Genomic DNA, 25,251 nt, shown 5'->3' with positions numbered 1-25,251 from the left:
GCATGGTTTTGAAGTTCTGGTCGGACGAATCCGGTGCAACCGCGATCGAATACGGCCTGATCGCAGCGGGCATCGCGCTGGCGATCATCACCGTGGTGAACAGCCTGGGCACCAGCTTGAACGACAAGTTCGGTTCGATTAGCAGTTCCTTGAAGTAATTTCCGCCTCCCATTTCCTGGCGGGGGCTGTTTTTCTTTAGAGGCTGTTACCTGACGATCGCCCGCACGGGGAGTTGCCCCCGGCGGGCGAGGTCGTTTTGGGGGGCGGCCCGGAAATGCCCACAGGCCTTCCACTCGTTTCCCCCAAGTTGTCCACGGCTTTATCCCGCCACTCGTCCCCAGCTTTTCCACCGCCTTGTACGGGGCGCGCCGGGCCTGCCGCGCGCAGGCGACCCACTGCTTTCTCACAGCCCTGCCAACAGCCTGTCCACAGCCCTTTCCACAGACCTATCCACGGCTTCCGAACAGCGAGCGGTGATCCCTCAAAATCGCCTGTGCGGCGTTGTGGCCGGGCGCGCCGGTGACGCCGCCGCCGGGGTGGGCGCCGGAGCCGCAATGATAGAGGCCCTTCAGGGGCCCGCGATAGTCGGCATGGCCCAGCATCGGCCGCGCCGAGAACAGCTGGTTCAGCGTCAGCGCGCCGTGGAAGATGTCGCCTCCCAGCAGGCCGAATTGCCGTTCGAGGTCGAGCGGGGAGAGGATCTGGCGGCCAAGCACGCTTGCCGCAAAGCCAGGTGCGTATTTGTCCACCGTCGCGATCATGAGATCGGCGACCTCCTCGCGATGGTCGTCCCAGGACTTTCCGTCGGGCAGTTCGGGCGCGACGTGTTGGCAGAACAGGCTCGCGACGTGTTTGTCCGCCGGTGCGAGCGTGTCGTCGAGCGTGGAGGGGATCAGCATTTCGACGACAGGCTCCCGGCTCCAGCCCAGCGCGCGCGCGTCGAGATAGGCGCGGTCCAGGTAGCCGAGGCTTGGCGCGAGGATGATGCCGGAGGTGAGGTGATCGCCGTCGCCCGGGAGCGCGGTGAAGGAGGGCAGGCGGTCCAGCGCCACATTCATGCGGAAGGTGCCGGAGCCGTTCTTCCAGTGCCGGATGCGCGCGAGGAAGTCCGGGGGCAGCGCGTCGGCCGCGATCAGCCGCGTGTAGAGCAGCTTTGGATTGACGTTGGCCGCGACATATTTCGCGCGGATGGAGGTGCCGTTGTCCAGCACTACGCCCACCGCGCGGTCGCGCTCGACGATGATCTCGCGCACACCCGCATCCGTGTCGATCGTGACGCCGCGGCCCTGCGCGACGCGCGCCATCGCCTGCGTGATCGCCCCCATGCCGCCGATGGCGTGGCCCCAGACGCCCTTCTTGCCATTCACCTCGCCGAAGGCGTGGTGCAGCATCACATAGGCCGAGCCCGCCGCGTACGGACTGGCATAATTGCCGACGATGGCATCGAAGCCGAACAGCGCCTTGACCAGATCGTGCTCGAAGCGCTCGTCCAGTATCTCGCCGGCCGAGCGGGTGAAGAGATCGAGCAGGCTGCGGCTTTGCTCCAGCGTCAACCCACGCAGGATGTTGGCGCTCTGCAACGCGTTCACCGCTTCGCGGATCGCGTTCGTGCCAAAACCGTCAAGCAGGTTCGGCGGCGCACGCAGCACGAATTGCCGCAGCACGTCGGCGATGTCTTCCAGCTCGCGCGAGAACCCGTCCAGCGCGCTTGCGTCGTGCGTGCTCAGCCGCGCGACGGATTCCTTCGTCCGCCCCTCGCCGGTGAGCAGATAGCTGCCGTCGGGCGCGGGCAGGAAATTCTGGGCGCGCCGCTCGACGATCCGCAGGCCCTGTTCAGTGAGCCCCAAGTCGCGGATCACCTGCGGATTGAGCAGGCTCACCGTGTAGGCCGCGACCGAGTTGCGGAATCCGGGGTGAAACTCCTCCGTGACCGCGGCCCCGCCGACCACCTTGCGGCGCTCGACGACGCGCACGCGCAGGCCCGCCATCGCGAGATAGGCCGCGCAGGTGAGGCCGTTATGGCCAGCGCCGATGATGATGACGTCGGTTTCGCTCATGAAGGATTCAAAATGTTCCGCGGTCTTTCCGGGATGGTCCGAAAGACCAGACCCGGAATGACATCTGTATATCAAGCAATCGTCGCTGCAACATCACGAGACCCTTTATTGCCCGTTCATGCGCCTTGTGCTCCATTGCGCGCGTCCGGCGCCCGCCGGGGTTTAAGCCGGAGCTTCCATGGATTCGATCGTGCAACCCGCCGCCACGGAGCAGCCCTCCTCGTCGCGCAACCGGCTGCTGCTGACGGTCTATACTGCCGCGATCTTCGTCAGTGCGCTCTTGCTGTTCTCGGTGCAGCCGCTGTTCGCCAAGATGGTGCTGCCGCGGCTCGGCGGCTCGCCGGCAGTGTGGTCGGTGGCGATGGTGTTCTTCCAGTCGCTGCTGCTGGCGGGCTATGCCTATGCGCATCTCTTGATGCAGATCAGGAGCCGGATCGTTCCCGTGGTGGTGCATCTCGTGTTGCTGGCGCTGGCCTTCGCCACGCTGCCGCTCGGCATCGCCACCGCCTATGGCGAGCCACCGGCGTCGGGCTATGCGTTCTGGCTGCTCGGCCTGTTCGTGGTCTCGATCGGCCTGCCGTTCTTCGCGCTCGCCGCCAACAATCCGCTGCTGCAGGCCTGGTTCGTCCGCACCGGCCATCCTGCCGGACACGATCCCTATTTCCTCTATGCATCCTCCAACATCGGCAGCTTCCTCGCGCTGTTGTCCTATCCGTTCCTGCTGGAGCCGATTTTCACGCTGCACACGCAGAACCGGTTCTGGACCCTTGGCTATGGCCTCCTGATCCTCCTGATCGCCGCCTGCGGCGTGCTGCTGCTGCGTTCGCCGAAGCTGGCCGTGGTCGACGCAAAAACCGAGGACATCAATGCGCCGGCGCCAGGCTTCGTGACGCGGCTGCGCTGGATCTTCCTCGCCGCGGTGCCGTCCGGGCTGCTGATCGCCGTCACGGCGCACATCTCGACCGACGTCGCGGCGGCGCCGTTGCTCTGGGTGCTGCCGCTGTCGCTGTATCTACTCACTTGGGTGGTGGTGTTCCAGTCGCGGCCGCTGCTGCCGCACAAATGGATGCTGATGCTCCAGCCGGTCGCGATCGCGGGCGTCATCGTCCTGCTGGCGTTCGGCGGCGAACAGAATCTGCTGCTGACCCTCGGCGGCCACCAATTGTGCTTCTTCGTCATCGCCATGGCCTGCCATGGCGAGCTGGCGCGGACACGCCCGGCCGCCAAATATCTCACGGGCTTCTATGTCGCGCTGTCGTTCGGCGGCATGGTCGGTGGACTCTTTGCCGGCCTCGTTGCTCCATTCACCTTCTCCTGGATCGCCGAATACCCGATCCTGGTCGCGCTCGCCGCGCTGTGCCGGCCGCCGGCGAACGAGCGGCTGGCGGGTATCGTCAGATGGTACTGGCTGGCACTCGCCGTGCTTGCGGTGGCGCTGGTCGCGCCGTCTTACATGACCGGCGATCTCTCGACCTGGTTCGAGGATCATCGCGTCTGGGTCGCGGGGGCCGTCGGCGTGCTCGCAGCACTTCTGGCGCTCGCGCTCAACGCCAGCCGCTGGAAGATCTTCGCCACCGCCGCGCTCGCGCTGGCGTTGATCCGCGTCTATCCGGCGGACGAAGGCCGCGTCACGACGGTGCGCAGCTTCTTCGGCGTGCACAAGATCGTGGTGACGCCCGGCGGCTATTTCCATGTGCTGATGCACGGCACCACGATCCACGGCGCCGAGCGCTTCCGCAACAATGACGGCACGCCGGTCGTCGGCCGGCCCGAGCCGATCACCTACTATCACAAGGACGGCGGGATCGGTCAGGCCATCACCGCGCTCCGCGAGCGCAAGGGCGCGCCGCTGAAGGTCGCTGCAATCGGCGTCGGATCGGGCACGCTCGCCTGTGCCGCCGAGCCCGGCGAAAGCTGGACCTTCTTCGAGATCGACCAGTCCATGGTCGACGCGGCGAGCGACCCGAAGAACTTTCGCTACATATCGAGCTGCATGCCGGGCCTGAAGCCGGTGATCGGCGATGCTCGCCTCACCTTCGCGAAAGAGCCCGACGGCGCTTATGACCTGATCATCGTCGACGCCTATTCGTCGGATGCGATCCCGATTCATCTCGCCACCGAAGAGGCGATGAATATCTACAAGGACAAGCTGGCGCCGCACGGTGCCGTGGTGATGCACGTCTCCAACCGGCACCTCGATCTCGAGACCGTCGTGGTCGGCATCGCCGATGCCAACGATCTGAAGAGCTGGGTCTTCAACGAGGATTCCGGACGCGACGGGGACTACATCTTCTCGACCGACGTCGTCATCTCCGCGCGCGAGGAGGCCGACGTCGGCCGGCTCGCCTCCTCCAAGTCATGGGAGCAGACCGAAGCCGACGACCGGGTGCGGGTCTGGACGGATGATTATTCCAATATTTTGGGCGCGCTGTACCGGCGTCTGCGGGATGGGGAGTAGGGACGCCAAAGGTACGGCGCGCAGATTTACGAGAGGTCGTCATGCCCGGGCTTGTCCCGGGCATCCACGTTCTTCCGACGATGCCGCAACACGTGGATGGCCGGGACAAGCCCGGCCATGACGGCGGATAGACTTCACGGCACGACCGGCGTTCCCGCCGGCAATGCAATTCCCTTCTCGCCCGCGACTTGCCGCAGCAGGTCCGGCCTGTCCGAGATGATGCCGTCGACGCCGAGCTCGATCATGCGCGCCATGTCCTCGCGCTTGTTGACGGTCCAGACCACGATGCGCAGTCCGAGCGTGTGTGCCTCCGAGACGACCGCCTCGGTTACATCGCCGAAATAGGGCGACCAGACCGCGCCGCCCGCAGCCTTGATCGTCCGCGGCAGCGAGCCGCCGTGATCGGCCGGGCTGAAACCCGCCGTCCAGTTCGTCGCCTTGTCCAACGCCACCGTCTGGCCCGAGCCGCGCTGGAGCGTCAGGTAGACCGTCGGAATGTTGGGCGCCTGTTGCTGGACGAGCAGCAGGGTCCGCCAGTCGAACGACTGGATCATGACGCGATCGGACAATCTCTCGGCCTCGATCAGCCCGAGCAGCTTTGCGACAAAGCCTTGCGGATCGAGCGACTCGTCCGGATGGTTTGGATCGATCTTGGTCTCGATATTGAAACGCACGCGCGTGTTGCCGGCCTTGCGTACCAGCGCGAACAGCTCGCCCAGGGTGGGAACGCGTGTCCCCGGCACGGCCCGCTGGTCGGGGAATTGCTTCGCGTAGGAACTGTCGGGGCGGATCTGGCCGACGTCATAGGCCCTGACCTCTTCGAGCCGCAGCTTCACGAACGGTGTGCCGGGCGCGGCGACATAGGCGCCGCCTGCATCGCGCGCGAGGTCGGGATTGAGCCCGCGTTCATGCGAGATGATGACCTCGCCATCCGCGGTCACGCCGACGTCGAGCTCCAGCGTGTCCACGCCCATCGACAGCGCGTTGGCGAAGGCCGGCAGGGTGTTTTCCGGCAACAGCGCGCGCCCGCCGCGATGCGCTTCGAGATCAAAGGCCATGGCTCGTCCCGCAATGAGAACCGAGAGCACGATCAGGATTGTCGCGGCACGTGACGGCATCAAGGTTCGCAGCCCAAGTGAAAAGAGGAGCTTATGAAATCTTCGCCCGGTTCGTCCAGCTTCGTGGTCGACAGGTGCTTGACGGCGGCCGGGGAAGGCGGAAACTGGCTCTCAAAAAAGGGAGCCATTCATATGCGGCTTATCTTCATCGCAACGATGGCGATTCTCATGGTCGGACAGGCGCTAGCCAAGGATGTGCTCTCGGGTGCGAGCCTCTACGAAGATGTGGCGCGCTATGCGTCCTTCGGTCTGCACCGCTTCAGCTCGGCGGGCGATCGCGCGACGGCCGACTGGATCGCCGGCGAGATGAAGCAGGCGGGTTTCGAAATCAGCTTCCAGCCCGTCGTGCTCGGGCGGCAATATGTCGTCGAGCGGGCCAGCGCCGAAGCCGCCGGCATCTCTGTCGAGGCGACGCCATTCTGGTGGCCGCCGGAGGACAAGGCCAGCTTCCATCTCGCCGCGCCGCTCGCGCGCGACGGCGATGTTACCGGCAGGATCCTTCTGCTCGATCTGCCGTTCGATCGGGGCGCCTATCTGGGGCCGACCCATCGTGCGGCGATCGAGGAAGCCGCGGCAAGGAAGCCGGCGGCCATCCTGCTGATGATCGGCAATCCCGCCGACGACCGCTTCGCCTATAACGTCACGCAGGAGGATGCACCCTGGCCCGTGCCGGTGATCGTGGTCGGCGCGGCGTCGCGAGCGGTGTTCGAGCGCGCGCTCGCCTCAGGTGCGCCTGTGACCTTTGACGTCAAGGGCCATTACGAGCGCGATGTTGTTGGCCGCAACGTCATCGCCGAGATCGGGGCCGGCCGTGGGCCGGTCATCGTCGTCTCCACGCCGATGACCGGCTGGTACTCGTGCGTCTGCGAGCGCGGCCCCGGCATCGCCAATTTTCTCGCGCTGGCGCGCACCGTCGCCGCCGAGAAATGGCCGGCGCATCTTGTGTTCATCGCCACCGCCGGCCACGAGATCGGCCATGGCGGCATGGAGCTGTTTTTGAAGCACGGAGCGCCGGCACCGAAGGACACGCTGGCGTGGATTCATTTCGGTTCGTCGAACGCCTGCTATGCCTTCGCGGAAGGCGCGCGCACCGATCGGCCCGAGCAAGAGCGTTATCTCGTGCTGAGCAAATCCGCCGTCGCGCTGACCGACGAGGCTTTTGCAAAAGTCGAGGCCAAGCGTCTGGTGACGGAGAAGCAGGCGGTCGGTGAGCTGCGCGACGTGCATGCGGCGGGCTACGCCAATTTCCTCGGCATGGCCGGGCGCCATCGGACGTTTCATACGCCGTCGGATGATCTCGCCGCGACCGGGCCCGAGATCCTCGAGCCGGTCGCGCGCGCCTTCGTCGATGCTGCGCGAAAGATCGTCGAACGCGGCAACGCCGCGTTCCGGTAGCGTCAGTTCTGATAGTAACCGCGCGGCTGATAGTATTGCCGGGGCTGTGGCTGATAGTAGCCCTGCTGGCCGTAGCCTTGATTGTAGTACTGCTGCGGCTGCTGCTGTTGGTAGACCTGTGCGTCATAGAGCGGACGGCTGGCCGAGCGCGGCGCGGGATAGCGCGTGCCGGTGTCGCTGCCGTCGGCCGGGTAGATGTAATTGTCGTCCTGCGGCATGTAGCGGCGGGCGGGCTGCGCCGGCGGTGCGAGATTCACGGGATCGCCTGAAGTGGCGTACTGCTCTTCGGCCGGCTGCGGCGCGCGGGCCACTGCTGTGGGGTTGCGGCCGCGCGGGTTGCGGGCCAGAGCCACCTGGGCCGAGCCGGTCAGCGTCACCGTGGTGTTGAGCACGCCCTGCTGCTGCACCAGCGCATAGAGCGTCGAGGCATTCTGGCGCGACAGTCGCACGCAGCCGTGCGACGCCGGCGAGCCGAGGCGGCCGACCGAGTCGGTGCCGTGGATGGCGTGCCCGACCTTGGTGAAGAAGATCGCGTGCGGCATCGGCGCGTCGTCGAATTCCTTGGAGTAGTGATCCTCTTCCATGCGGAAGGCGCGGAAGGCGCCGCCCGGCGTTTCGCGCGAGGGGATGCCGGTCGACACCGGCCAGTGATAGCGCGCGACGCCGTCGACGGCGACGGTCATCTGCTGATTGTCCTTGTCGACGGTGATCTCGACCTTGGCCTGCGCGGTGCCCGCGCTCAAAAACATCAATGAGGAAAAAGCGATGAAAAAAGAACGCATCTGGAAACGCATTTGAGTTCTGGCCTCCGGCCTGTTCACGCTAGGCGCCGCGGCTCTCCGTCCCCCGGCGTGCAATATGCCTGCAATCCGGCTTTCGTTCCAGCGGGCTGCCCCTCCATCGTTAACGCGATGCCGGGCGTAAGCAAGGCCGCTTTGTGCCGCGTGGCTGGCGGTGGCGCTGACATTTTCGCGAGCGTGCCAAGCAGTCACAACGCCGACAATTCGTCACAAAGGCGCAACCATTCGGCCGCTTCAGGCGTTGATTGTGGCTGCCCTCGACGGGCGGCTTCCGCTGCCCTCTCCCCTTTAATTCCCTTGGGACCGAAGATGAACAAAGCCCGTATCGCCGCCGCGCAATTGCCGGCCGGTTTGCCCGTCCGCCTGCTGTTCGCAGCCACCGCCATCCTGCTCGCGCTGTTGTCGCTGCCGCAAGCCGGCCACGCCCAGGGCATCGTGCGCGGCGCCCAGGAGGGCTCCTATGAAGGCAACCGGATTGCCGGGCCTGTCGGTGGCGTCGTTGGCGGCGCGGTCGGCGCCGGTGTTGGAGGGGCCGTGGGTGCGGTGGAGGGCGTGTTCGGCATTCCGCATCACCGCCATTACCGCTGCCGCGGCTACTATGACGGCTACCATCGCTTCCACTGCTACAGGTGAGGTAGCGCCGTAGCCCGGATGGAGCGAAGCGCAATCCGGGGCCGCTGGTGCGTGAGGTGACGCTCGTCCCGGATTTCGCTGCGCTCCATCCGGGCTACGGATCTGCGGTCAGTTCTTCAGCCGGTAGCCCGTGCGGAAAATCCACCAGATCACGGCGAGGCAGATCACCAGGAACGCCGTCGTCATGCAGATGCTGACGGACACGCTGACATCCGCAATCTCGTAGAAGCTCCAGCGGAAGCCCGAGATCAGATAGACGACCGGGTTCAGCAGCGCCACGGTGCGCCAGCCTGCCGGCAGCATGTCGATGGAATAGAAGCTGCCGCCGAGGAAGGTCAGCGGCGTCACCACCAGCATCGGGATCATCTGGAGCTTTTCGAAGCCGTCGGCCCAGATGCCGATGATGAAGCCGAACAGGCTGAACGTCACTGCCGTCAGCACCAGGAAGGTCAGCATCCAGACCGGATGATGGATGTGCAGCGGCACGAACAGGCCGGCAGTGGCGAGAATGATCAGGCCGAGAATGATCGACTTCGTCGCGGCGGCGCCGACATAGCCGAGCACGATCTCGCCATAGGAAATTGGCGCTGACAGGATTTCGTAGATCGTGCCGGTGAATTTCGGAAAGTAGATGCCGAAGGAAGCGTTGGCGATGCTCTGTGTCAGCACCGAGAGCATGATCAGGCCCGGCACGATGAAGGTGCCGTAGCTGACGCCCTCGACCTGGCTGATGCGCGAGCCGATCGCGGCACCGAACACCACGAAATAGAGCGAGGTCGAGACGACAGGCGAGACGATGCTTTGCAGCAGCGTACGCCAGGTGCGCGCCATTTCGAACAGATAGATGGCGCGGATGGCGCGATGATTCATGACGTCCTCACGAGGTCGACGAAGATGTCCTCGAGCGACGATTGCGTCGTGTCGAGATCGTTGAAGCGGATGCCGGCGTTGCGGAGGTCGCTGAGCAGGCTGGTGATGCCGGTGCGCTCGCCCTTGGTGTCGTAGTCGTAGACGAGCGTCGCGCCGCCGTCGCAGACGTCGAGTTCGTAATGGCTGAGGCTGTCCGGCAGCGTCGTGACCTTGCCCTGCAGATGCAGCGTCAACCGCTTCTTGCCGAGCTTCTCCATCAACGTCGCCTTGTCCTCGACCAGCACGATCTCGCCCTTGTTGATGACGCCGATGCGGTCGGCCATCTCCTCGGCTTCCTCGATGTAATGCGTGGTCAGGATGATGGTGACGCCGGATTGCTGCAGGGTGCGCACCACCTCCCACATGCCCTTGCGCAGCTCGACGTCGACGCCGGCGGTCGGCTCGTCCAGGAACAGGATCTGCGGCTCGTGCGACAGCGCCTTCGCGATCATCACGCGGCGCTTCATGCCGCCGGAGAGCGTGATGATCTTGTTGTCCTTCTTGTCCCAGAGCGAGAGGTCCTTCAGCACCTTCTCGATATGGGCGGGGTTCTTCGGCTTGCCGAACAGGCCGCGGGAGAAGCTCACCGTCGCCCACACGCTCTCGAAGGCGTCGGTGTGCAATTCCTGGGGCACGAGGCCGATCAGCGAGCGGGCCTTGCGGTACGAGGTCTGGATGTTCTCGCCGCCGACGAGGACCGTGCCTTCGCTTGGGTTGGCGATGCCGCAGATGATCGAGATCAGCGTGGTCTTGCCGGCGCCGTTGGGGCCGAGCAGCGCGAAAATCTCGCCGCGCTTGATGTCGAGATTGACGTTCTTGAGCGCCTTGAAGCCGGACCCATAGGTCTTCGACAAATTGGCGACGGAAATGATGGAGGACATGATGGCCGCAGGGCTGAAAGGTAAAGACTGGGGAGGGGAGGCTGGAACCGTCCGGGAGGAGGTCAGCGGAGCCCTGAAATAGGAATGCACTTGCCCGGCCGCAATTGGCCGGAGAAAAATGGTCTCAAAACAGTCCCTTCGGTGGCAGGTTCCGGGCAAGTGTTGCGCGAGGGTCACGGCTTGTGGCTAAGATTGCCGCTCACGCGCCTCTTTGTTGCGTCTGCGAGCAGGCCGTGGCTACGATTCCGGCCAATCGCAAAGCGTATCGTCCCCAGGGAAAACATCGAGATGAGACCGAACGGCCGTCACACCGCCGGCGCCAGCCAGTTGCCCGCCCTCCGTGTGTGGGCGATCTGCCTGCTCCTGCTGTCAGCTGTTGCCATTAGCCCGTCCACCGCCAGGGCGGCGCCGAGCCAGTCCGCGGCCGCGACCACCCATGTCTACCTGCTCCGCGGCGTGCTCAACATCTTCTCGCTCGGGCTCGATACGATCGGCTCCCGCCTCCAGGCGCAGGGCGTCCAGGTGACCGTCGCGAACTTCGTGTCCTGGTCCTCGCTCGCTGATGAGGCCGCGGCCAACTACAGGGCCGGTCGGGTCAAGACCATTGTCCTGGTCGGCCATTCCTCCGGCGCGACCGCGCTGCCCGACATGATCGCCAAGCTCAACCAGCTCGGCGTGCCCGTGAAGCTAGCGATCGGCCTCGATTCCGTATTCAAGACCAGGCTGTCGACCGGCGCCGAACGCTACATCAACATCTATATCGGCGACGGTCCCGGCGAGCCTGTGCGCGCTGCGGCTGGTCTCCGCGGCAAGCTCGACAATGTCGACGTCCGCGGCACCGGCGTCGGCCACATCTCGATCGACAAGAACGAGGCGATCCAGCGCCGCGTCATCGGCGAGATCGACGCCGCCATCTTGCGCTCGCGCGCCCCGGCGGGTCCGGTCGCCGAACCCGGCGCACCCAGGGCCCCGCGGCAGGCACGCTCCGCGGCGGCAACGGCGCCGGCCAGGAACTGAGGGCGCGTCGCGCCCGCAGCACCGCGTGATGCCGCCTAAGCGGCGGTCACGCGGACCGGGATGCTCTCCAGTCCGCGCAGGGAATTGTTGAGCCTGCGTTTCGGCTCTGCCGTGAGCTCGATGGTCTTCACGCGCCTTGCAAGCTCGCCGAAGATCAATTCGCCTTCCAGACGTGCAATCATCTGGCCGACACAGGCGTGAATGCCGGCGCCGAAGCCGACATGTCCGGTCGCACTCCGTTCGACATCGAAGCGGTCGGGTTTGTCCCAGCGCGCCGGATCGCGGTTGGCGGAGGCCATGAACAGCAGCACCTTGCGGTGCGCGGGGATCACGCCGTCGCCGATCTCGACGTCGCGCGAGGTGGTGCGAAAGAACGTCTGCACCGGTGAGTCGTAGCGTAACCCCTCCTCGAAGGCGTTGCGCGCCAGTTCCGGCTTGTGGTGCAGCTTGCGATATTCATCCGGATGCGTGGCGAGTGCCAGCAGGGTATTCCCGATGCCATTGACGGTGGTGTCGATCCCGGCGGTGAGGAACGGCCGCACCAGGTGCGTTGCTTCGTGCTCGGTGATCTCGCCGTCGTCGGCCGCCTGGTAGATCATCATGCCCAGCCCGTCGGGCTGCAACGCGTCCCGGGCGCAGCATTCCATGATCCAGCTCTGAGCGGCGAGGCCCGCCTTGCGCGATGCGGCCAGCATTACGTTCTCCGGGCCAAAGCTGTCGAACACGAACGTGCTCCAGGCCAGCAGCTTCTCGCGGCCGTCAGGCCGGATGCCGATCGCATCCGGAAACACTTTCATGGGATAGGCCTCCGCAAGATCGGCCACGGCATCGAAGGTGCCCTTGTCGATCAGCTCCGAGACCTTCTTCTCCGCTTCTAGCTGAAACGTCTCGCGCAGCTTCCTTGCGACGCCCGGTGACAGGGTGCGGCCGAGGACGCGGCGGCCCTTGTCATGATCGGGAGGATCGATCTGGAGTGTCAGCGGTTTCGGCAGGGCAGGATTCATCCCGTGAAGCCCGACACCCTCGCCGCTGATGAACGTCTTCCAGTCCTTCAGGGCCGGCTCGACTTCGGCATAGCCTGCCATGGCCCACACGCCATACCGCTCCAGCGCGAACGCAGGCCCGAGCGCGCGCAGCGCTTCATAGGCGGGATAGGGGTCCATCAGGAAGTCAGGCGCGAACGGGTCGATCGGACTGGATGCAATGCCGCTCATGGTCAGCTCCCGGCCGTTATTGCGTGGTCAGCGGACACTTGCCTTCGCTCTCCGCGCGGAATGCGTCCTCGCCCTTGATCGTGGCGACGACCTTCAGCAGGTCCCAGGCCGAATTCGACTCCTCGGGCGCCTTGACCTGGAGCAAATAGAGCGGGTGGATCTTGCGTCCGTCCTTGCGGATGTAGCCCTTGCCGAACAGCGGATCGTCCGTCGGCATCTCCTTCATCGCGGTGACGACGGCCTTGCCGTCCTTGGCGCCGCCGACCTTGTCGACCGCCTTGAGGTAGTGAATGACCGAGGCATAGACGCCGGCCTGCATGTCGTTGGGATAAGCCTTCGAGGGAATGCGCTCGGCGAAGCGTTTGGCGAAAGCCCGCGTGCCGTCGTTCAGATCCCAGTAGAACGGGTTCATGATCTGCGCGCTCTGCGCAAACTTCAGTCCGAGTGAGGGAAGGCCGTTCATCCCCAGGATCAATCCGACCAGCTTGTGGTCCTTGGTCAGCCCGAACTCGGCGGCCTGCTTCATCGAGGTGATGGTATCGTCGCCGGCATTGGCGAAGCCGACGACGTTCGCGCCCGAAGCCTGGGCCTGGAGCAGGAAGGAGGCGTAGTCAGCCGTTCCCAGCGGATGCCGCACGCTGCCGAGCACCTCGCCGCCGGACGCTTTCACGGCCTCCGCGGCCTGCTTCTCCAGATCGTGACCGAACGCGTAGTCGGCGGTGATGAAGAACCACTTCTTGCCGCCCTGCTGCACGATCGCCTTGCCGAGGCCGCGCCCGTAGGCATAGGTGTCGTAGGTCCAGTGCACGGTGTTGGGCGTGCATTTTTCGCCGGTCAACAGAACCGTGCCAGCGCCCGATCCGACGAAGACCTTGTTCTTCTCGGCGCTCATGCCGGCGACAGCGAGCGCGATCGACGAGTTGGGGATGTCGAAGATCGCGTCGACGCCGTCATTCTCGTACCAGCGTCTGGCGATGCCGATCCCGATGTCGGTCTTGTTCTGATGGTCGGCCGCGACGACCTCGACAGGCTTGCCGGCGGCCTTGCCGCCATAATCCTCGACCGCCATTTTTGCGGCGACGACCGAGCCGATCCCCTGATAGCTCGCGAACGGACCGGATTGGTCGTTCAGGATGCCGATCTTCACGGCATCCTGGGCAAAGCCCGGCGCGGCAACCAGCATCGAGGCCAAAATGCACAATTTGTGCAGGAATTTGCTGTTCATTGTGTCCCTCCCATGCGCGGTCTTGGTGCCGCTAAATAATAGTTATATTTTATAGCTATTTTTGAGAGTGTCAATTCGGCTTTGGCCGCCGCGGATTGAGGATCATGAGTTCGAAAACCGTAAGACCCGGGTTGAAGTCCGATCAGCAGCCGGAGAAATCGCTGGACCTGCGCGCGCTCCGGCGGACGCCCGGCTTCATGCTGCGCCTCGCGCAGTTGAAGTTTTTCGAAGGCTTTTACGAGGAGTTCGCCGCGTTGGGCCTGACGCCGGCGACCTATGCGATCTTCGCCGTCATTCGTGACAATCCCGGCGTGCCGCCGAGCAGCCTCGCCAGCCTGCTTCGGCTGCGCCTGCCGAACCTGATCAAGATCCTGAACGAGCTCGAATCGTCCGGCTTCATCAAGCGCAACCGCTCGAAGGCGGATCGTCGCGCCGTCGAGCTGATGCTGACGCCGAAGGGCGCAAAGCTCATTGCCGAGGGGGCAAGGCTGACAGAGCCCTATAACGAAAAGATGCTGGTCCCGCTCAGCGCGGCCGAGCAGCGCACGCTGCTGGAATTGCTGAACCGGCTCCTGCCGCTCTAGGGTCGGGCTCTATCGCTTCCTGACCAGCTTCAGGGGACGACCGGTCTTCTGAATGCGGGGCTTGATCGCAGCGCTCTGTGCGTCGGGCGGGTTCAGGAAGCGCGCGAGCATCGTTCTCAGATGCTCTACGCTCTGCTTGATATCCAGCTTCGGATTGCGGATCGGCATGGCGCGGGATCCGTCGACGAGGGCGATCAGGATGTTTGCCGTCGCGTCCGGATCTAACCCAGGATCCACCCGTCCCTGCTGCTGCGCGCGGCGCAGGAAGTCGCTCCACATGCGGCGGACCGCCGCGGTGTGGCGTTCGATGATCGCAGCGAATTCAGGATTGCGGGCGGCCTCCGCGAGACCATCCAGATTGAGGATCTGGGCGGGACGAAACCGCAGGCTGGTTTCCTCGATATCGACGAGCAGTGCCTCGATCACGTCGGTGGCCGCGAGAATCTTTTCAAACCGCTCGGCCGACCGCGCGAGACCGAGGTCGATCATCGCCTCGATGATCGCCTCCTTGCTCGCGAAGTAGTGATAGAGGTGGCCCGGACTGATGCCGGCTTCGGTACAGATATCTGTCGTGCTGGCGCCGCGGAAGCCGTCCCGGATGAAGCAGCGGATCGCCGCGCCGAGGATTTCCCCGCGCTTCTGCTCATGCTTAACGGGGTCGACTTTCCTCAAACCGGACATCTCCACTCACACTCGCCCCGTTTAGCACGACGGTTCGCCACGAGAAAATCAAAATTAGAGAGTTCCATCTATTTATGTTGACGGATGTTGCGAGGCGTGAGAAGTGATTATTAGAGCGATCTCTCTAATAAACTGCCGATGCGGGAATGGGACCATGCGCTTTCCACGGACGGCCCTGATGGGTGCCGCGCTTGCGCTCGGAGGGTGTGCGACCGCGCCGCTCGAACAGGCCGGCTCGCTCAGGAGCTACGACCGGATGTCGGAAGCGAACGGGCTGGTGACGCGATCGAAAATCCGCGTGAACAAGCAGGATGTCCTGGCGGCGAAGACGATCCGGATCGCATCGACCGTCTTTCCCGCGCGCACGGATGTCGTCTTGAACGAAAAGGAACGTCGCCTGGTTGCGAACGCCATCAGCCGCGAGCTGTGTCTCCGCTTGAGCGAGCGCTTCCGTATCGTCTCATCCGATGACGATGCCGATCTCACGGTGCAGGCGACCGTGACACATGCCGCGCCGACCAGCCCGACCGCCTCCGGCGCATCGAAGGCCCTGTCGATTGCCAAGACCGTTGCGCTGCCCGGCGTGCCTGTACCGGTGCCGAGGCTTCCGGTCGGGCTCGGCAGCCTGTCGGTCGAGGCGGAGGCGCGCGATTTTGCAGGATTTCAGAAGGCGGCCATGGTCTGGGCGCGCGGCGCCAACTCGATTACCAACTCTCCGCGGGTCGCCAATGAGGGCGATGCCTACGATCTCGCCGCCGATTTCGGCACGGACTTCGCAAAACTGGTTACGACCGGAGAATCGCCGTTCGGCGGCATCCCTGCGCTGCCGCCGATGGACAGCATTCCCGTGCGCCTCGGCGGTGCACCCAAATACGTCGCCTGCGAAGCGTTCGGACGGTTTCCCGGCATCACCGGCATCGCGGGGCAGGGGCTCGGCCTGCCGCCGGCCTGGACCGATTCCGGCGCCAAGGAGAGCCCGGCCAACAATCCGGCCCCGCCGCCTGTGCCCGGAGCGAATTCAGATCAGGCGCTGACACAGTGATGCGGCCGCGCGCCCCGCAACATCCGAGCCCGACATATTGGTAGCCGATCAGAGTCAATGACATGCTGACATCCGGAATAACTCGCCTTTCCCAACGCGCTTTGCGCCAAAGCGCAGCACGCGACGATGCGCGCGCGAGCAGCGTTCCCCTGTTCACGGCCGATGAGGCGTGGAGCCGGACGAATGCAGATCGGCGTGCAGTCGACGAGAGGGATGACCAGGACTCGATGCTCGAGCCCGGCTTCTGGATGACGGCCCTGGTCGCGTTCCTGCCCACGGTCGCCGGCTGCCTCTATCTCGTCCTGACCCAGGGATGAGGCGCGCAGCGAGCGCGGCACTGGGGACAAGCGATGCATTCACGATATGAGTTGGCGTGCGGCCAGCGAAGGTCCGTCTTCGGCCGCCGCAGTTCTCTGGCGGCCTTGTCCGCCATCTTGACGCTGCTGCTGGCGGGATGCGCGTCGAGCGGGAATTTGCCTCCTGTCTATCATCCTCCGCGTCCGCCTGGTGCCAAGGCGGTGCAGGAGGGCGTCAGGAAGGCAGCCGCCGAAGTCAAGCTGACCGGGGGACTCGAGACATCCGCCGTCCGCCCTACTGACCACGGGCCGGGGGCGTATTTCGTCTGCCTGAGGCAGGGCGCTGGTCCGTCTGACAGACACCCCGCCTATTCGGTCTTTTTCGACGATGACGCCTACAAGGGAGTCCAGAGCTCGGTGATCCTTGATACCTGCGAAGCCCAGCCATGGATTCCCTTCAATTGATGCCGGGGATGTAAGGGGCAGGATGAGAACCTCGACCGACGGGCGTCACGGGCCCGGTTCCGTGCCCCAAAATCCACCCAATCGGTGGTCACTAAGCCCGCGGAGGAGGCCTTTGCCTCCCATGGTGGGACTGCTGGACGGATGATCGATTTGAGGCGGCTAGTCGTGCTGGCAGCGGTTGCGCTGCTCGCCCTAGGCACCGGCATGGCCGCTGCCTCACCTGCGAAGCCGAAGCGCCCCGCGGTCACGACCGCTGCGCCGCCGCCTCCCGCTCCGCCGGTCGAGCCGCTGCCGCCGCCAAAGATCTACCTGTTCCGCGGCGCCATGGGGCCGATCTTCTCGACCGGCATGGACCGGCTCAGCGAAAAGCTGACGAAGGCCGGCTTCTCGGCCGACGTCTATGAATTCACCATCTGCCGATGGATCGGCGATCGTGTCATCTCCAGCTACAAGGAGAGCCCGGCGCCGATCGTGCTGATCGGCCACTCCATGGGCGGGCTGTGCTCGGTCGTGATCTCCGAGATGGCGGCCAAGGAGAACATCCGGATCAGCCTCGTCATCGCCATCGATTCCGCGCATGCGACCGGCGACGTGCCGCTCAATGTCGAGCGCTTCATCAACATCTTCCTCTCCGACAGCGTGCTCGGCGGCGGCGACGTCGTGGCCGTGCCCGGCTATCGGGGCCATTACGCGAGCTACGACCTCAAGGAGAACAGCCGCGTCTCGCACATCAACATCGAGAAGTCGGACGACATCCATCGCCAGATCATCGAGATGGTGACGCAGCTGCCACGCATCCCCGCGCAGAGCCAGGCCGATGCGGTACCGTTGCGCTATCTCGTGCCGCCGAACACGCCGGTGGAATTGTGGGACAGCGGCGTGCGGGTGCCGGTGCGCGCGGGCGACACCATGGAGAGCATCGCCGCCGCCCGCCGCGTGCCGCTGTGGACGCTGGCGCAGAGCAATTCGCTGGCGGAGAACGCGACCCTCACCCCCGGCCAGTCCATCATCGTCCCGCGCCATCTGACGCCGCCCGAGCCTGTGGCCGCGATGGCGGCGCCGGCGCCTCCGCCGCAAGGGCGGAAGTAGTTGATCCACAACTCGTCATGGCCGGGACAAGCCCGGCCATGACGTCGGGTAGCGATTACACGTTCGTCCCGTGGATCGCGTCGATAACGGCGTCCGTGACTTCCTTCGTCGTCGCCTTGCCGCCGACATCGGGCGTCAGCACGCCGGCCGCGCAGACGCGCTCGACCGCCGACATCAGCCGTATTGCCGCGTCCTTCTCGCCGAGATGCTCCAGCATCTGGGCACCGGTCCAGAAGGTCGCGACCGGGTTGGCGATGCCCTTGCCGGTGATGTCGAACGCAGAGCCGTGGATCGGCTCGAACATCGAGGGGAAGCGGCGCTGCGGGTCGATGTTGCCGGTCGGCGCGACGCCGAGGCTGCCGGCGAGTGCGCCGGCAAGATCGGAGAGGATGTCGGCGTGGAGGTTGGTCGCAACGATCGTGTCGAGGCTCTTCGGATGCAGCGTCATGCGCACCGTCATGGCGTCGACCAGCATCTTGTCCCAGGTCACATCGGGGAATTCGGTCGCGACTTCGGCTGCGATCTCGTCCCACATCACCATGCCATGGCGCTGCGCGTTCGACTTGGTCACCACGGTCAGGAATTTGCGCGGCCGCGACTGCGCGAGCTGGAAGGCGTAGCGCATGATGCGGGTGACGCCGACGCGGGTGAACACCGCGACCTCGGTGCCGACCTCTTCCGGCAGGCCCTTGTGGGCACGGCCGCCCATGCCGGCATATTCGCCTTCCGAGTTCTCGCGCACGATCACCCAGTCGAGATCGCCCATGCCGACATTGCGCAACGGCGAGGCGACGCCGGGCAGGATCTTGGTCGGCCGCACATTGGCGTATTGATCAAAGCCCTGGCAGATCGGCAGGCGCAGGCCCCACAGCGTGATGTGATCGGGCACGTCGGGCGCACCGACTGCGCCGAAATAGATCGCGTCGAACTTCTTCAATTCGGTGAGCCCGTCGGCCGGCATCATCACGCCGTGCTTCTTGTAATAGTCCGAGCCCCAGTCGAACGTCTTGACGTTGAAGGCGAGGTCGCCGCTGCGTTTTGCCAGAGCCTCCAGCACGCGGACGCCGGCCGAGATGACCTCGGGGCCGATGCCGTCGGCCGGAATTGCTGCGATCGAATGAGTGCGCATGAAGATGCTCCGTTTGAGATGTCAGTGGGATTGCGGGACGGGTTCGACGGGCGCGGTCTGCGCGCGCGACAATAGCAGGGTCAGGACCGCCGAGAGAACGAGCAGGCCGCTGACGAAATAGAGTCCGCCGACAAAACTGCCGGTCTGGTCCTTGATCCAGCCGATCATGGCCGGACCAACGAAGCCGCCGAGATTGCCGATCGAGTTGATGGTGGCGATCCCGGCCGCGGCCGCGGGGCCGGACAGGAACAGCGTCGGCATGCTCCACAGTGGCGGCTTGGCCGAAGAGATGCCGATGTTCACCAGCGTCAGCGCGACCAGCACAGCGACGACGCCGGTCGCAAGGCCGGCATAGGCGAGCCCCACGGCCGCGAGCAGGCAGGCGAGCACGACGTGCCAGGTGCGCTCGCCGGTGCGGTCCGAATGCCGCGCCCACAGCACCATGGCGACGACGGCGGCGGTTGCCGGCAGTGCATTGAGGAAGCCGACCTGGAGCGTGGACAGGCCGAACTGCTTGATGATCTGCGGCGCCCAGACGCCGAGCGTGTAGAGGCCTGCCGAGGTGCCGAAATAGATGAGCGCGAGCGCCAGCACGCGCGGATCGGCGAGCCCGCGCCAGATGCTGTGGCTCGCGGTCGCGGCCTTGCTCGTGGTTTCCGCATTCATGACGTCGACCAGCCATCGCCGCTCGTCGTCCGCGAGCCATTTTGCCTTTTCCGGGCGGTCGGTGAGGAATGCCAGCACAACGAAGCCAAGCAGCACGGCCGGCAGTGCCTCCAGCACGAACAGCCATTGCCAGCCCTTGAAGCCGAACAGGCCATCCATTTCCAGCAGCGCGCCGGAGACGGGCGATCCGAGTACGGTCGACAGCGGCGCCGCCGCCATGAACAGCGCGGTCACCGCGGCGCGCTGGCGCGCCGGGAACCAGTAGGAGAGATAGAGGATGATGCCGGGGAAGAAGCCGGCTTCGGCGACGCCGAGCAGGAAGCGCAGCACATAGAAGCTGGTCGGGCCCTGCACGAACGCCATCGCGGCCGACACGAGGCCCCAGGTGATCATCACCCGCGCGATCCAGATCCGCGCGCCGACCTTGTGCAGGATGATGTTGGAGGGCACCTCGAACAGGAAATAGCCCCAGAAGAAGATGCCGGCGCCGAAACCGTAGACGGTGGGCGACAGGCCGATGTCCTTGTTCATCGTCAGCGAGGCAAAGCCGATATTGACGCGGTCGATGAAGGCCACGAAGTACAGCAGCATGATGAAGGGAACGATGCGCCAAGTGATCTTGCGCAGCACGCGCGTCTGAATCTCGCTCGCCACCCTGGCCTCCTCGAGTTCCGGCTTGTTGTTGTATCGGCGGACCCTGAGGTCCACGCCGGCAACGAGCCTAGGCGGGGGAAGGAGGCATACTCAATTGGCGCTGGTTTATACAAAAAAATGATATAATCCTCGCCTGGCGAGACGAGAGGACCTTGGATGGAATTGCATCAGTTGCGATGCTTCGTGGCGGCGGCCGAGCAGCTGCATTTCGGCCATGCGGCGCAGCAGCTCCAGATGCTGCCCTCCGCGCTCGGCCGGCAGATCAGGCTGCTGGAAGAAGATCTGGGAACGCGGCTGTTCGCACGGACCACGCGCGCGGTGTCGCTGACGGAAGACGGTTCGACGCTGCTGCGCGATGCCCGCGCCATCCTCGCCAAGGTCGAGGCGGTCGAGAATAATCTGCGCAACCGCTCGCGCGCGGGCGCCGCGCGGCGGCTGCGGGTCGGCGCCATCGACAGCGCGGCGGCGGGATTGCTGCCGCCGCTCTTGCGCGATTTCCGCGACAAGCATCCCGAGATCGCGGTGCAGCTGCTCGAAGACAAGACCGTCCGGCTGCTGCCGAAGATTTTGACCGGTGCGCTCGATCTCGCCTTCGTCCGCCCGCCCGACAGTGCGGACAAGCGGCTCGAATTCCGCGATCTGCTCCAGGAGACCGCGATCGTCGCGTTTCCGCAGCGCCACCCGCTCGCCGAGCGCAAGTCGATCACGCTGGCGCAGATCGCCGACGAGGCGATGCTGGTGCCGGACCGCCGCTCGCGGCCGCACAGCCATGACCTCACCATCAAGCTGTTCGAGCAGGCCGGGCTGACGCCGCGCATCGTGCAGGTCGCCGACGAGAAGCAGACCATCATCCATCTGGTGGCAACGAAGCTCGGTGTTGCGATCGTGCCGCGCTGGACCACGCGGATGGCGGTGACGGGCGTGCGCTTCGTGCCGCTGCGGCCGAAGCAGAGCGGCCCCATCGGCCGGCTGCCGCTTGCCGCCGCATGGCTGCGCGGTTCGCGCGACCCGGCCCGCGATGCCATGCTGGCGGTGCTGGAGGCGCGCCTGCGCAGCTATGCGCGGGAGGCGTGAGCGGCTATGACATGGGCCTGGCGAGAAGGCGGGATGCGATGACTGGACAGAAAGCTTCGAACGAATTGCGGGTTGCCATCGCAGGCCTGGGCTCGATCGGCACCAAGATCGCGTCGGCGCTCGATCAGGGTATCGAGGGGCTGACGCTGTCCGCTGTCGCCGTGCGTGATCCCGCCAAGCATCAGGCGTTTCTGGGCGGCCTGCGTCGTGCGCCATCCGTGCTGCCGATCGATCAGCTCGGTGACGCCGCGGATATCGTGGTCGAATGCGCGCCGAGCAGCCAGTTGCGCGCGATCGTCGAGCCCGCGGTGAAGCGCGGCAGGGCCGCGGTCGTCGTCAGCGTCGGCGGGCTGCTCGACAATTTCGATCTCGTCGATCTTGCCCGCGCCAATGGCGGCCGCATCATCGTGCCGACCGGCGCGCTGATCGGGCTGGACGCCGTCAACGCCGCCGCAATCGGCACCATTCATTCGGTGAAGATGGTGACGCGCAAGCCGATCGACGGTCTGAAGGGCGCGCCCTTCATCGTCGACAACAACATCGATATCGACAATCTGCGCGAGCCGCTCAAACTGTTCGAGGGCACCGCGCGCGAGGCCGCAAAGGGCTTTCCGGCCAATCTCAATGTCGCGGTCGCGCTGTCGCTCGCGGGCGTCGGACCCGACCGCACCTCCGTGCAGATCTGGGCCGATCCGACCGTGACGCGCAACGTTCACCGCATCGAGGTCGAGGCGGATTCGGCGCGCTTCTCGATGTCGATCGAGAACATCCCGTCGGAGAATCCCAAGACGGGCCTGATCACGGCGCTCTCCGTGATCGCGCTGCTACGCAAGCAGCGCGCCACGCTCTGTGTCGGGACGTAACCTCTACGCGCCCGTGACGCGCCAGATCACGTTGCCGACGTCGTCGGCCATCAGCAGCGACTTCTTGTCGGGTCCGATCACGACGCCAACCGGACGGCCGTAGGATTCCTTCTCGTCCGGGGACAGGAAGCCCGACAGGATGTCGCGACCGGGGCCGGAGGGCTTGCCGTTCTCGAACGGGATGAACACCAGTTTGTAGCCCGAGAGAGTGCTGCGATTCCACGAGCCGTGCTGGCCGATCACCATGCCGTCGGGGAAGCCGGGCAGGGTCCCTGCGGGCATCCAGCACAGGCCGAGCGAAGCGGTGTGGCCGCCGAGTGCGTAGTCCGGTTGAAGCGCCTTGGCGACCATCGCGGGATCCTGCGGCACGCGATCGTCGACCGTCTTGCCCCAGTAGCAATAGGGCCAGCCGTAGAAGCCGCCGTCGCGCACCGAGGTGAGATAATCCGGCGGCGTCTCGTCGCCGAGCCCGTCGCGCTCGTTGACGACGGTCCAGAGCACGTTCGTATTGGGCTCCCAGGCAAGACCAACAGGATTGCGCAGGCCCGCACCAAAAATGCGATGCGTGCCGGCGGCGAGATCGAGCTCATAGACCGCGGCGCGGCCTTCCTCGACCTCCATGCCCATCTCGGCGATGTTACTGAGCGAGCCGACACCGGCATAGAGCTTCTTGCCGTCGGGACTTGCAAGCAGGCTGCGCGTCCAGTGGCCGCTCGGCTTGAACGTCGTGAGCCGCTTGCCCGGTGCGGTGATGCGGTCGGCATTGGCGACATAGGGGAAGGCCATCACGCCGTCGGTGTTGCCGACATAGAATGTGTTGCCGACCAGCGCCATGCCGAAGGGCTGGCTGAGGTTCTCCATGAAGGCGCCGCGCACTTCGGCGACGCCGTCGCCGTCCTTGTCGCGCAGCAGCGTGATGCGGTTGGCGCTGACGCCGAGCGCTGCGGCGCGCCGCATCGTCGCCTGCATCGCATAGTGAAACACCGACCTCGGCGCGCCCGCGATCTGCGTCGCCTCCGCGATCAGCACGTCACCATTCGGCAGCACCTCGATCCAGCGCGGATGGTCGAGCCCGGCCGCGAACGCATTGACCTTGAGCCCGGGGGCGACCGTCGGCTTGTGGCCCTCGCTCCAGCCCCTGGCCGTCGGCATCTTCAAGGTCGGCAGCGCCCCCTGCGGCTTCGCTTCGGGGATCGCCGGCGCCTGGCCCCAGGCCGGCGCGGGCGCGGTCCCCGACAGCCGCCGCCATTGCAGCGCGGCACCGCCGATCAGCGCGACGAACTGCGCGAAGATGCTGGAAAAGGTCATGGAAATCCCCTGTTGAACGTACGGCACAGTCCAACGACGGATCGCCCAAAGCCCCGCGCGGGCTCAGACCTTATCGTCGACCTCTCCAGATCCACGATGGGATGTCGTCGTGCCTTTTTGCGCGCGCATCCAACTGGGTAGCGGCAAAAAGGTCAACCGTTACGGAACTCGATCAGCGCCTATTCCCGAGGAATGGCAGCCGACCAAATTTGCATGGAGAGGAAAGTCAGCGGCCGATGTGCCGGTCCAGCCGCCGGCGCGAGCCTCTGCTGCTACGCTAGGCACGCCCAAAGAACTGACTGATTTTCGGTGCCATTGCCCGCCGCGCGCCGTTACGACATCTCCAGGCATGCAACTGTTTAACCATCCGTTAACCATAGCTATTCATGATACTGCCCGTGTATGTGTGTTCGCGACGAGCTTGAACTGCATGGCGCAGCGTAGTTCCAGAGCGCCAGTTGGAGGGGATGAGGGCATCTTGAGCTTTCCCTCACCGCTGGCACCAGACAAGGGAGCAACAGCTCTCGATCTGGTATATCAAGCGGCCGATGTCTTCCGCGATATGGAGAAGCACGCCCGCGAGACCGAAGCCCGTGCCCAATCACTTTGCACGAGCGCCATAGAAAGATTGCGGCTGGCCGAAGGGCGAGCGGAGGCCGCCGAGCGGGCACAGCGTGAACTCACCGTAACCACCGAACGTAAGCTGCAAGATGCTTGCCGAGCGCTGGAGCTGGCCCAGTGCTGCATTGAAGCTCAGAAGGATAAGTTGACGGCCGTAGAGCTTCGCGCCGAAGTTGCGGAAGCCGAAGCGCGACAAGCCAAGGAAGCGCTCGCGCTCGTTGAAGAGGCCATTCGCAAGCGTCTGCTTTGCGCAAATCCGCATGCCGATGGCAGGTTGGCAGCGGTAGCCTGATCAATTGCGACTGCAATGGCTCACTGGGGGCTACCGCGCGGACCGGCGCGGCACGGGCGAACTACCCCTGCTGCGAGCCTGGCGGTAGCCACCTCCTTTAGCATTTGAAATCGGGTGGGATTGGGTTCGACCCAAACAGGGGCTGGTGCAGCCTGAGAGGCTCATTTGACTTGCGGGACAAGACGCCGCGTGACCCGCGCGCCAATCCAAATGACAGAGCCAAACGATAACGAACTATTAACCATGTTGAGCTATCTGGAGAATTGGGCATTCGGGGCGCGTGTGCTGGCTTGCGGGCCAGCCGGTAGCGTAGGCGTGGACCCATGGCCCTTGACCCGGAAGAACTCGTCACCCTGACAGATCACGGCTCGATGAAACTGCGCGCGGCAGTATCGCGCGCGATGACGTTGCCACCCAAGGAACGCAAGCGGACGACAATCGTCCGCGAGGGTGAGCCGGCGATCCTGCATTTCGAGCAGATCAAAAACCTTGCGGCGCGGTGGAACGAACGGCTCGCGCCAATCGACTGACTAGTTTCGCTGCGCTGGTGTCAATCGGGCCACGAGCCCCCAAAGAGGCGGCCCGTGCACGGCCTCGTCGACCCTCGGTAAGCATGAGTTTGATGCCGGTCGCCGCATGCGGATTACCGTTCGTTGCGACCTGCGTCCGCGAGCGCTGCCGAGATCTCTCGCAATGAGCGCCGACCGCCCTTTAGCGGCACCCGCGCGACGCTTGGCTTCCGCTGCCCCGTTAAGATTTCATTAACCCTACGAGAGCAAG

Annotated in this window: 24 protein-coding genes; 13 read left to right on the top strand and 11 right to left on the bottom strand. The window is 65.0% G+C overall.

Translation table 11 applies throughout. The annotated features are described in order from the left end of the window. Window positions 1-2: 2 nt before the first annotated feature. Window positions 3-158 carry a Flp family type IVb pilin gene (locus tag AB7535_RS27450; RefSeq protein ID WP_094183922.1) on the top strand — a complete coding sequence of 52 codons (156 nt, stop codon included), beginning with the start codon at window positions 3-5 and terminating at the stop codon, window positions 156-158. Between the two features lie 288 nt (window positions 159-446). Here the strand turns inward: AB7535_RS27450 and AB7535_RS27445 are convergent, their stop codons facing one another. After that, complete coding sequence (locus AB7535_RS27445) at window positions 447-2,057, bottom strand: phytoene desaturase family protein (RefSeq protein WP_085399518.1); 1,611 nt, start codon at window positions 2,055-2,057, stop codon at window positions 447-449. Window positions 2,058-2,235: 178 nt separating this feature from the next. Here AB7535_RS27445 and AB7535_RS27440 point away from each other — a divergent pair, with 178 nt between their 5' ends. Next, on the top strand, window positions 2,236-4,515 hold the full coding sequence (locus AB7535_RS27440; RefSeq protein ID WP_085399517.1) for a spermidine synthase: 2,280 nt from the start codon (window positions 2,236-2,238) through the stop codon (window positions 4,513-4,515). A 134-nt stretch (window positions 4,516-4,649) separates the two neighbouring features. Here the strand turns inward: AB7535_RS27440 and AB7535_RS27435 are convergent, their stop codons facing one another. Beyond that, window positions 4,650-5,633, bottom strand: coding sequence for a glycerophosphodiester phosphodiesterase (locus AB7535_RS27435; protein WP_085399529.1), 984 nt, complete (start codon window positions 5,631-5,633; stop codon window positions 4,650-4,652). A gap of 132 nt (window positions 5,634-5,765) precedes the next feature. Here AB7535_RS27435 and AB7535_RS27430 point away from each other — a divergent pair, with 132 nt between their 5' ends. Continuing rightward, window positions 5,766-7,028 (top strand): hypothetical protein, encoded by a 1,263-nt coding sequence (locus AB7535_RS27430; RefSeq protein ID WP_085399516.1) that lies wholly within the window; start codon window positions 5,766-5,768, stop codon window positions 7,026-7,028. A 2-nt stretch (window positions 7,029-7,030) separates the two neighbouring features. On the opposite strand, the gene AB7535_RS27425 is transcribed toward AB7535_RS27430, so the two are convergent. After that, window positions 7,031-7,810, bottom strand: coding sequence for a L,D-transpeptidase (locus AB7535_RS27425; RefSeq protein ID WP_085399528.1), 780 nt, complete (start codon window positions 7,808-7,810; stop codon window positions 7,031-7,033). Window positions 7,811-8,137: 327 nt separating this feature from the next. Here AB7535_RS27425 and AB7535_RS27420 point away from each other — a divergent pair, with 327 nt between their 5' ends. Beyond that, entirely contained in the window at window positions 8,138-8,461 is a 324-nt protein-coding gene (locus AB7535_RS27420) for a hypothetical protein (protein WP_085399515.1), read from the top strand. Window positions 8,462-8,569: 108 nt separating this feature from the next. On the opposite strand, the gene AB7535_RS27415 is transcribed toward AB7535_RS27420, so the two are convergent. Then, window positions 8,570-9,331 carry an ABC transporter permease gene (locus AB7535_RS27415; protein WP_028147642.1) on the bottom strand — a complete coding sequence of 254 codons (762 nt, stop codon included), beginning with the start codon at window positions 9,329-9,331 and terminating at the stop codon, window positions 8,570-8,572. Beyond that, window positions 9,328-10,251 carry an ABC transporter ATP-binding protein gene (locus tag AB7535_RS27410; RefSeq protein WP_028147643.1) on the bottom strand — a complete coding sequence of 308 codons (924 nt, stop codon included), beginning with the start codon at window positions 10,249-10,251 and terminating at the stop codon, window positions 9,328-9,330. The genes AB7535_RS27415 and AB7535_RS27410 overlap by 4 nt, the downstream gene beginning before the upstream one ends. Window positions 10,252-10,539: 288 nt before the next feature. On the opposite strand from AB7535_RS27410, the gene AB7535_RS27405 reads away from it, so the two are divergent. Continuing rightward, a complete protein-coding gene (locus tag AB7535_RS27405) occupies window positions 10,540-11,268 on the top strand; it encodes a hypothetical protein (protein ID WP_085399514.1) in 729 nt (242 codons plus the stop codon). A 35-nt stretch (window positions 11,269-11,303) separates the two neighbouring features. Here AB7535_RS27405 and AB7535_RS27400 read toward each other — a convergent pair whose 3' ends face one another. Then, the gene (locus AB7535_RS27400) at window positions 11,304-12,482 is read right to left on the bottom strand and encodes a cytochrome P450 (protein ID WP_085399513.1); all 1,179 of its coding nucleotides are present in this window, start codon (window positions 12,480-12,482) and stop codon (window positions 11,304-11,306) included. A 16-nt stretch (window positions 12,483-12,498) separates the two neighbouring features. Beyond that, window positions 12,499-13,707 carry an ABC transporter substrate-binding protein gene (locus AB7535_RS27395; RefSeq protein WP_085399512.1) on the bottom strand — a complete coding sequence of 403 codons (1,209 nt, stop codon included), beginning with the start codon at window positions 13,705-13,707 and terminating at the stop codon, window positions 12,499-12,501. A 104-nt stretch (window positions 13,708-13,811) separates the two neighbouring features. On the opposite strand from AB7535_RS27395, the gene AB7535_RS27390 reads away from it, so the two are divergent. Then, window positions 13,812-14,291 carry a MarR family winged helix-turn-helix transcriptional regulator gene (locus tag AB7535_RS27390; RefSeq protein WP_085399511.1) on the top strand — a complete coding sequence of 160 codons (480 nt, stop codon included), beginning with the start codon at window positions 13,812-13,814 and terminating at the stop codon, window positions 14,289-14,291. Between the two features lie 9 nt (window positions 14,292-14,300). Here the strand turns inward: AB7535_RS27390 and AB7535_RS27385 are convergent, their stop codons facing one another. Next, window positions 14,301-14,972, bottom strand: a complete 672-nt coding sequence (locus AB7535_RS27385; protein ID WP_085399510.1) for a TetR/AcrR family transcriptional regulator — start codon at window positions 14,970-14,972, stop codon at window positions 14,301-14,303. A gap of 178 nt (window positions 14,973-15,150) precedes the next feature. Here AB7535_RS27385 and AB7535_RS27380 point away from each other — a divergent pair, with 178 nt between their 5' ends. The 3 genes from AB7535_RS27380 to AB7535_RS27370 all read left to right on the top strand — a co-directional run bounded on the left by AB7535_RS27380 (window position 15,151) and on the right by AB7535_RS27370 (window position 17,864). Next, the gene (locus tag AB7535_RS27380) at window positions 15,151-16,014 is read left to right on the top strand and encodes a DUF3313 domain-containing protein (protein ID WP_085399509.1); all 864 of its coding nucleotides are present in this window, start codon (window positions 15,151-15,153) and stop codon (window positions 16,012-16,014) included. A 62-nt stretch (window positions 16,015-16,076) separates the two neighbouring features. After that, window positions 16,077-16,331, top strand: a complete 255-nt coding sequence (locus tag AB7535_RS27375; protein ID WP_085399508.1) for a hypothetical protein — start codon at window positions 16,077-16,079, stop codon at window positions 16,329-16,331. Between the two features lie 585 nt (window positions 16,332-16,916). Next, entirely contained in the window at window positions 16,917-17,864 is a 948-nt protein-coding gene (locus tag AB7535_RS27370) for a LysM peptidoglycan-binding domain-containing protein (protein WP_085399507.1), read from the top strand. Between the two features lie 55 nt (window positions 17,865-17,919). Here AB7535_RS27370 and AB7535_RS27365 read toward each other — a convergent pair whose 3' ends face one another. Then, the gene (locus AB7535_RS27365) at window positions 17,920-18,993 is read right to left on the bottom strand and encodes a tartrate dehydrogenase (protein ID WP_439037386.1); all 1,074 of its coding nucleotides are present in this window, start codon (window positions 18,991-18,993) and stop codon (window positions 17,920-17,922) included. A gap of 21 nt (window positions 18,994-19,014) precedes the next feature. Next, window positions 19,015-20,313: an MFS transporter gene (locus AB7535_RS27360; RefSeq protein WP_085399526.1), complete on the bottom strand. Its 1,299-nt coding sequence runs from the start codon at window positions 20,311-20,313 to the stop codon at window positions 19,015-19,017. Between the two features lie 156 nt (window positions 20,314-20,469). On the opposite strand from AB7535_RS27360, the gene AB7535_RS27355 reads away from it, so the two are divergent. Then, window positions 20,470-21,387, top strand: coding sequence for a LysR family transcriptional regulator (locus tag AB7535_RS27355; protein ID WP_085399505.1), 918 nt, complete (start codon window positions 20,470-20,472; stop codon window positions 21,385-21,387). A 38-nt stretch (window positions 21,388-21,425) separates the two neighbouring features. Beyond that, window positions 21,426-22,250, top strand: a complete 825-nt coding sequence (locus tag AB7535_RS27350) for an aspartate dehydrogenase (protein ID WP_085399504.1) — start codon at window positions 21,426-21,428, stop codon at window positions 22,248-22,250. Window positions 22,251-22,253: 3 nt separating this feature from the next. Here the strand turns inward: AB7535_RS27350 and AB7535_RS27345 are convergent, their stop codons facing one another. Next, on the bottom strand, window positions 22,254-23,558 hold the full coding sequence (locus AB7535_RS27345; RefSeq protein WP_085399503.1) for a PQQ-dependent sugar dehydrogenase: 1,305 nt from the start codon (window positions 23,556-23,558) through the stop codon (window positions 22,254-22,256). Between the two features lie 478 nt (window positions 23,559-24,036). On the opposite strand from AB7535_RS27345, the gene AB7535_RS27340 reads away from it, so the two are divergent. Together AB7535_RS27340 and AB7535_RS27335 are read left to right on the top strand one after the other, a co-directional pair. Further along, entirely contained in the window at window positions 24,037-24,471 is a 435-nt protein-coding gene (locus tag AB7535_RS27340) for a hypothetical protein (protein ID WP_244623074.1), read from the top strand. A gap of 323 nt (window positions 24,472-24,794) precedes the next feature. Beyond that, window positions 24,795-25,001 (top strand): hypothetical protein, encoded by a 207-nt coding sequence (locus tag AB7535_RS27335; protein ID WP_028147657.1) that lies wholly within the window; start codon window positions 24,795-24,797, stop codon window positions 24,999-25,001. The last annotated feature ends 250 nt before the right edge of the window (window positions 25,002-25,251 follow it).

The organism is Bradyrhizobium sp. 956_D2_N1_4, assembly GCF_052076025.1.
Lineage (GTDB): Bacteria > Pseudomonadota > Alphaproteobacteria > Rhizobiales > Xanthobacteraceae > Bradyrhizobium > Bradyrhizobium barranii.
Note: the sequence above shows the minus strand (reverse complement) of the source record. Positions and strands in the feature narration are given on the sequence as shown.